A 6,231-nucleotide genomic window follows, 5' to 3' on the forward strand; every position below is an offset into this window, starting at 1 on the left:
CGCTCAGCCGACCCGGCGGGGTTGATGGGCCGGGCCCGTCTTTCGCGGCCGTCGGCCGCTCAGCCGACCCGGCGGGGTTGATGGGCCGGGCCCGTCTTTCGCGGCCGTCGGCCGCTCAGCCGACCCGGCCCCGCTCAACCCTGTAGTGGCGCACCAGCGAGTCCGTCGAGCTGTCGGATTGTTTGTCCGGCGAGGCGTCCTCGGCGATCACCGGCAGCAGCGCCTTGGCCTGAGTCTTGCCCAGCTCCACTCCCCACTGGTCGAACGAGTCAATCCCCCACACCACGCCCTCGGTGAACACCTGATGCTCGTAGAGCGCGATCAGCTGGCCCAGCACCGACGGGGTCAGCCTCGTCGCCAGGATCGACGTGGTCGGCCGGTTGCCGGGCATCACCTTGTGCGGCACCACATCCGCGGGGGTGCCCTCGGCGGCGATCTCCGCGGCCGTCTTGCCAAACGCCAGCACCTGGGTCTGGGCGAAGAAGTTGCTCATCAACAGGTCGTGCATGCTGCCGGTGCCATCGGCGGTAGGCAGGTCGTCGGTGGGCTGACTGAACCCGATGAAATCGGCGGGCACCAGCCGGGTGCCCTGGTGCAGCAACTGGTAGAACGCGTGCTGGCCGTTGGTTCCCGGCTCGCCCCAATAGATTTCACCGGTGTCGGTGGTGACGGGCGTGCCGTCGGCGCGCACCGACTTGCCGTTGGATTCCATCGTCAGCTGCTGCAGATAGGCCGCGAACCGCGCCATGTCGTTGGAGTACGGCAGCACCGCACGCGACTGCGCGCCGAAGAAGGCCGAGTACCACAGCTCGATCATGCCCAACACCGCCGGCGCGTTGGACTCCAATGGCGCGGTCCGGAAGTGCTCGTCGACGGTGTGGAACCCGGCCAGAAAGTCGGCGAAGTTCTCCCGCCCGATCGCGGCCATCACCGACAGCCCGATCGCCGAGTCGACCGAGTACCGCCCGCCGACCCAGTCCCAGAAGCCGAACATGTTCGCGGTGTCGATACCGAACTGCGCGACCCGCTCCTTGTTGGTGGACACCGCGACGAAGTGCCGCGACACCGCGTCGTCGCCCAGGGCGCCGGTCAGCCAGCGCCGTGCCGCCGTCGCGTTGGTCAGCGTCTCCAGCGTGGAGAACGTCTTCGAGGCGACGATGAAAAGTGTTGCGGCAGGGTCCAAGCCGGCCAGCTTCGCGGTCAGGTCGGCGGGGTCGACGTTGGAGACGAAGCGCGCCGAGATGCCGGCGTCGGCATAGTGCCGCAGCGCCTGATACACCATCACCGGGCCGAGGTCTGAGCCGCCGATGCCGATGTTGACCACCGTGCAGATTCGTTGACCGGTGGCTCCGGTCCACTGGCCGCTGCGCAGCCGGTCGGTGAAGTCGCCCATCGCGTCCAGCACCGCGTGCACGTCGGCGACGACGTTTCGCCCGTCGACGGTCAGCTGCGCATCCCGCGGCAGCCGCAGCGCGGTGTGCAGCACCGCGCGGTCCTCCGAGGTGTTGATGTGCTTGCCGGCGAACATGTCGTCGCGGCGCTCTTCGAGGCCGGCCGCGCGGGCCAGGCCGAGCAGCAGGTCGAGGGTCTCTCGGGTGACGCGGTGCTTGCTGTAGTCGATGTAGAGGTCGCCGACGGCCACGGTGAACTCGCGCCCGCGGTCGGGGTCGTCGGCGAACAACTCGCGTAAGTGGGCGTCTTTGCTCTGCTCATGGTGTTTGCGCAGGGCCTGCCAGGCTTCGGTGGTTGAGATGTCGGGGATTGCTCGAACGGCAGTCATGTTTTCGAGCCTAGTGGCCGAGCCGGCCCCGGCCCAGGCGCAGCAGCAGCATCGCCAGGTCCTTGCCGTCGGGACCGAGCTCGCTGTAGCGCTCGATGACCTTCATCTCGCGACTGTGCACCAGCCGGGTGCCGCCGGAGGCCATCCGGGCCTTGCCGATCGCCTGGGACACCTCCGTGCGCCGCTTGACCGCGGCCAGGATGTCGGCGTCGAGGCGGTCGATCTCGCGGCGCAGCTCGTCGATATCGGGAAGCTGGTCGGTGTGCATGGGTTGTGACTCCACGTTCTCGCTGTCGGTGGGTTCTGGTCTCATCCGCATTCGGGCCTCACACACCAGACGAGCCCCAGATCCGGACGCGGACCGCGGGGCTCTGCCAAGCAGCTACGCCACGGGCACCGCTGAGGGATACCCGTAGCAAAATCGATGCTGCACGTTGAGCACGGATACGAGTGTGCCACTCACGGTTGTGCCGGCGCAAAAACTGTCGCAGGGCGACGGTACGTTGGGAAAGACATGAGTGTGCACGTGACGGACACCAGGCCGGTCCCCGACGCGGACCACCTTCTCGACGGCCTCAACCCGCAGCAGCGGCAGGCGGTGCTGCACGAGGGCTCGCCGCTGTTGATCGTCGCCGGCGCCGGCTCCGGCAAAACCGCGGTGCTGACCCGGCGGATCGGCTACCTGATGGCCGCCCGCGGCGCCGGGCCCGGTCAGATCCTGGCGATCACCTTCACCAACAAGGCCGCCGCCGAGATGCGCGAACGGGTGGTCCAACTGGTCGGTGCCCCGGCAAGGGCCATGTGGGTGTCGACGTTCCACTCGATGTGCGTGCGGATCCTGCGCAACCAGGCCGCGCTGATACCCGGTCTGAACTCCAACTTCTCGATCTACGACGCCGACGATTCGCGGCGGCTGCTGCAGATGATCGGGCGCGACATGGGCCTGGACATCAAGCGGTACTCGCCGCGGCTGCTGGCCAACGCGATCTCCACTCTCAAGAACGAGCTGATCGATCCGCAACGGGCGACGGCCAACCTGTCCGAGGACTCCGACGACCTGGCCCGCACGGCGGCCGCGGTGTATTCCGAGTACCAGCACCGGCTGCGGGCGGCCAACGCGCTGGACTTCGACGACCTCATCGGCGAGACCGTGGCGGTGCTGCAGACCTTTCCCCAGATCGCGCAGCACTACCGTCGGCGGTTTCGGCACATCCTGGTCGACGAGTACCAGGACACCAACCACGCCCAATACGTCCTGGTGCGCGAGCTCACCGGACACACTGTCCACGGCACCGACGGCGACGTCCCGCCCGGGGAGTTGTGTGTCGTCGGCGACGCCGACCAGTCGATCTACGCGTTCCGCGGCGCCACAATTCGCAACATCGAGGACTTCGAGCGCGACTACCCCGACGCCACGACCATCCTGCTGGAACAGAACTACCGCTCCACGCAGAACATCCTGTCGGCGGCCAACTCGGTGATCGCCCGCAATTGCGGACGCCGGGAGAAGCGGCTGTGGACCGACGCCGGCGCCGGCGAGCTGATCGTCGGCTACGTCGCCGACAACGAGCATGACGAAGCGCGGTTCGTCGCCCAGGAGATCGACACGCTGGTGCAGGACGGCGAGATCACCTACAACGACGTGGCAGTGTTCTACCGCACCAACAACTCGTCGCGATCGCTGGAAGAGGTGTTCATCCGGGCCGGCATACCCTACAAAGTCGTTGGCGGCGTTCGGTTTTACGAGCGCAAGGAGATCCGCGACATCGTTGCCTATCTGCGGGTGCTGGACAACCCCGGCGACGCGGTCAGCCTGCGGCGCATCCTGAACACGCCGCGCCGCGGCATCGGCGACCGCGCCGAGGCCTGCGTTGCGGTGCACGCGGAGAACACCGGCTCAAGCTTCGCCGACGCACTGCAGGCCGCAGCGCAGGGCAGAGTCGGGTTGCTGAACACCCGTGCGGTCAAAGCGATTTCAGATTTCGTCGAACTTCTCGACGGCCTGCGCAGCCGGCTCGGCGAGGATCTCGGTGCACTGGTCGAGGCGGTGGTGGACCGCACCGGTTACCGGGCCGAGCTGGAATCGTCGTCCGATCCCCAGGATCTGGCCCGGCTGGACAACCTCAACGAACTCGTCAGCGTCGCACACGAATTCGCCACCGACGTGGCCAACGCGGCGGGGCTCGACGACACCGGCGGCGCGTCGGACGACGAGGACGTGCCCGACACCGGTGTGCTGGCGCAGTTCCTCGAACGGGTGTCGCTGGTCGCCGACGCCGACGAGATCCCCGAGCACAGCGCCGGTGTCGTCACCCTGATGACGCTGCACACGGCGAAAGGCTTGGAGTTTCCAGTGGTTTTCGTCACCGGCTGGGAGGACGGAATGTTCCCGCACATGCGTGCGCTGGGCGACCCCACCGAGCTCTCCGAGGAGCGGCGGCTGGCTTACGTCGGCATCACCCGGGCGCGGCAGCGGCTCTACGTGAGCAGGGCCAGGGTCCGGTCGTCGTGGGGCCAGCCGATGTGCAACCCCGAGTCGCGGTTCCTGAAAGAAATCCCGCAGGAGCTGATCGACTGGCGGCGTGTCGACCCCGCGCCGTCGGTCAGCGCACCGGTCGGCGGTGCGGGCCGCTTCGGCGCCCCCCGCGGCGCGCCGGGCCGCGGGCCGGCCGGCAAACGGCCGCTGCTGGTGCTGCAAGCCGGCGATCGGGTATCCCACGACAAGTACGGGCTGGGGCGGGTCGAGGAGGTCTCCGGGACGGGTGAATCGGCGACGTCGCTGATCGACTTCGGCAGCTCGGGGCGGGTGAAGCTGATGCACAACCACGCCCCGATCACCAAGCTGTGACGCCGTCCTCACTCCTGCAGCAGCCAGCGTTTGGTCTGCGGATGCAGAGCCAAAGCCGCACTGGCGATCGGCAGCACCGGCAACGCGTGCACGACCCTCGCGACCCGCGCGCCCGCCATGAACACTCCGCCGTAGGTCAACAACGCGACCGCCGCGCCGGCGACAATCAGGTAGCGCCCGATCTCGCGGCGTTGCAGCAGTGCGATCACGCCCGAGACCGTCGTCACCGCGAACACCAGGGCAAGGAATCCGACCGCGACGCAGAACAGCCGGTCCGTTCGCCACCAGCCGGCGATCAGGTCGGTCGCGACCAGTGAGGTGGCCCAACCGCTGAGAAAGCTGACGGCGCAGGCCGCCACCGCGGTTTTGTCGCTCGGTTCCGTGCCGGCGTCGGCGACTGCGTGCCGGCCGGGCTGCACGCCGGGGGTCGCGGGCCGCTGCGGGATGTGGGTGGTGGGGGCATCGTCGGCGACGGCCGGCAGCGCACCGGTGGGCGCGCGCCGGATGATCCGGGTCCTCGAGGCATCGTCACCCGGTCGGGTTGACCCGGGAGTCCCGCTCGGCACGTCGTTCGGGCCGGTCACCGCTCAACCGGTGAAACTGCCGAAGCTCAAGCCTCGCTTGGCCAGCCACGGGACCGGGTCGATGCGGTTGGTGCCGCCCAGCAGCACCTCGAAATGCAGATGCGGGCCCGTGGAATCGCCACGGTTGCCGATCGTGGCGATCTGGTCACCCGCCATGACGCGCTCGCCGACGCCGACCGTCGTGGTGTTGACGTGCCCGTAGAGCGTGACCGTGCCGTCGGAGTGGCGCAGCTTGACCCACATGCCGTAGCCGGCGGTCGGGCCGGCGTCGATGACGACGCCGTCGGACACCGCGAGGATCGGGGTGCCGATCGAGTTGGCCAGGTCGATCCCGCCGTGCAGCACACCCCAGCGATACCCGAAATTCGATGTGAAGATGCCCTTCGCCGGCATCACGAACAGCGGTTGCTGCAGTCGCGCCTCGCGCTGCGCACGCTCCTCGGCGAAGGCAACCCCTTTGGCAAGCTCCCGGTTGTGCGTCGCGGCATTGGCCGCCGGCTTGACGGCGAGGATCTGCATGCCGCCCGGCTCGGTGCTGCCGGCCCCGTCGCCGAGCACCGACGTGCCGGCGGCCAGCACGACGTCGGACTTGGTGGCCGGGTGGTGGGTCGCCGAGTGCGCGGCAGCGGCGGCCGCGCCGGCGGCCACAGCGGTGAGCAGCACTCGGCTCCGGACCGGCCCGGTCGGCTCTCTGCGGTGCCGGCCGCCGCGCCGGGGTGCGGGCAGGTCCACCGGGCTCAGGTCGTCGCTGTCCGGCACATCGTCCAGCTGGGGTGCGGGCACATAGTCCGGCTCGTCCAGGAGGTCGAACTCGTCGAACTGGTCGAACGGGATGATTTCGGTGACCTCATTGGGTCCCGGGCCCGGGGCCGCGCGCCGGGTGCCGGGCCCGCGCGACGCAGCAACGGGAAACCGGGCATAACGGTGCTGGTGCAACCTGATGTCCTCGGGTCGTGACCAAAACGTTATCAGGACCTTGAGACGGTAACCGCACAGCACGCAGGCACGCAACCCGCCGG

Annotated in this window: 5 protein-coding genes; 1 reads left to right on the forward strand and 4 read right to left on the reverse strand. The window is 68.7% G+C overall.

Annotation, left to right across the window (positions count from 1 at the left end; all coding sequences use genetic code 11):
• Positions 1 to 115 precede the first annotated feature (115 nt).
• Both pgi and ABDW21_RS15905 read right to left on the reverse strand, forming a co-directional pair.
• Positions 116 to 1,780 (reverse strand): glucose-6-phosphate isomerase, encoded by a 1,665-nt coding sequence (pgi, locus tag ABDW21_RS15900; protein ID WP_343602820.1) that lies wholly within the window; start codon positions 1,778 to 1,780, stop codon positions 116 to 118.
• Between the two features lie 10 nt (positions 1,781 to 1,790).
• Complete coding sequence (locus tag ABDW21_RS15905) at positions 1,791 to 2,093, reverse strand: chorismate mutase (protein WP_343602818.1); 303 nt, start codon at positions 2,091 to 2,093, stop codon at positions 1,791 to 1,793.
• A gap of 201 nt (positions 2,094 to 2,294) precedes the next feature.
• Here ABDW21_RS15905 and pcrA point away from each other — a divergent pair, with 201 nt between their 5' ends.
• On the forward strand, positions 2,295 to 4,628 hold the full coding sequence (pcrA, locus tag ABDW21_RS15910) for a DNA helicase PcrA (protein ID WP_343710727.1): 2,334 nt from the start codon (positions 2,295 to 2,297) through the stop codon (positions 4,626 to 4,628).
• A gap of 8 nt (positions 4,629 to 4,636) precedes the next feature.
• Here the strand turns inward: pcrA and ABDW21_RS15915 are convergent, their stop codons facing one another.
• Both ABDW21_RS15915 and ABDW21_RS15920 read right to left on the reverse strand, forming a co-directional pair.
• On the reverse strand, positions 4,637 to 5,194 hold the full coding sequence (locus ABDW21_RS15915; RefSeq protein WP_343710728.1) for a hypothetical protein: 558 nt from the start codon (positions 5,192 to 5,194) through the stop codon (positions 4,637 to 4,639).
• Positions 5,195 to 5,215: 21 nt separating this feature from the next.
• Entirely contained in the window at positions 5,216 to 6,148 is a 933-nt protein-coding gene (locus tag ABDW21_RS15920) for a M23 family metallopeptidase (RefSeq protein ID WP_343602826.1), read from the reverse strand.
• Between the last annotated feature and the right edge of the window lie 83 nt (positions 6,149 to 6,231).

The organism is Mycobacterium sp., assembly GCF_039583805.1.
In the GTDB taxonomy this organism is placed as follows: Bacteria; Actinomycetota; Actinomycetes; order Mycobacteriales; family Mycobacteriaceae; genus Mycobacterium.